Source organism: Pseudomonas subflava, from assembly GCF_023823685.1.
Lineage (GTDB): Bacteria > Pseudomonadota > Gammaproteobacteria > Pseudomonadales > Pseudomonadaceae > Aquipseudomonas > Aquipseudomonas subflava.
On record NZ_JAMXBF010000021.1, the window covers coordinates 1 to 667 of the forward strand.

A 667-nucleotide genomic window follows, 5' to 3' on the forward strand; every position below is an offset into this window, starting at 1 on the left:
CTCCTGCCTGCCGCCGAGCTATGCCCAGCAGTTGCTGGACTGGGTCGAGTCGCAAGACCTGAAACTGCCGGTACGTTCGTGGACGCTGGGTGGCGAAGCCTTTACCCGCGAGACCTACGAGCGTCTGCAGAAAGTGCTGCAGCCGCAACGGATCATCAACGGCTACGGCCCGACCGAAACCGTGGTGACCCCGCTAATCTGGGAAGCCTTCCCCGGCGATTCCTTCGAAGCGGCCTACGCACCCATCGGCAATCCGGTTGGTCCGCGCAGCCTGTATGTACTGGATGCCGAGCTGAACCTGCTGCCCATTGGCGTGGCTGGCGAGCTGTATATCGGCGGCGAAGTCTGCTTGGCCCGTGGTTACTTCCAGCGCCCGGAACTGACGGCCGAGCGCTTCCTGCCCGACCCGTTCGGCGCAGCCGGCGAGCGTATGTACCGCACCGGCGACCTGGTGCGTTGGCGCGAGGACGGCACCCTGGACTACCTGGGCCGGGTCGACCATCAGGTGAAGATTCGCGGTTTCCGTATCGAACTGGGCGAGATCGAGAGCCAGTTGCTGGCCCTGGACGGCGTGCAGGAAGCGGCGGTAATCGCCCGCGAGACACCGACAGGCAAGCAGCTGGTCGGTTACGTCGTGGCCAAAGACAACACCGACGCCAATGCTCTG

At 64.5% G+C, this 667-nt stretch carries 1 protein-coding gene; it reads left to right on the plus strand.

The window, feature by feature from the left end:
- On the plus strand, positions 1-667 hold a 667-nt coding region (locus tag NF616_RS21065; RefSeq protein ID WP_252275727.1), incomplete at both ends, for an AMP-binding protein.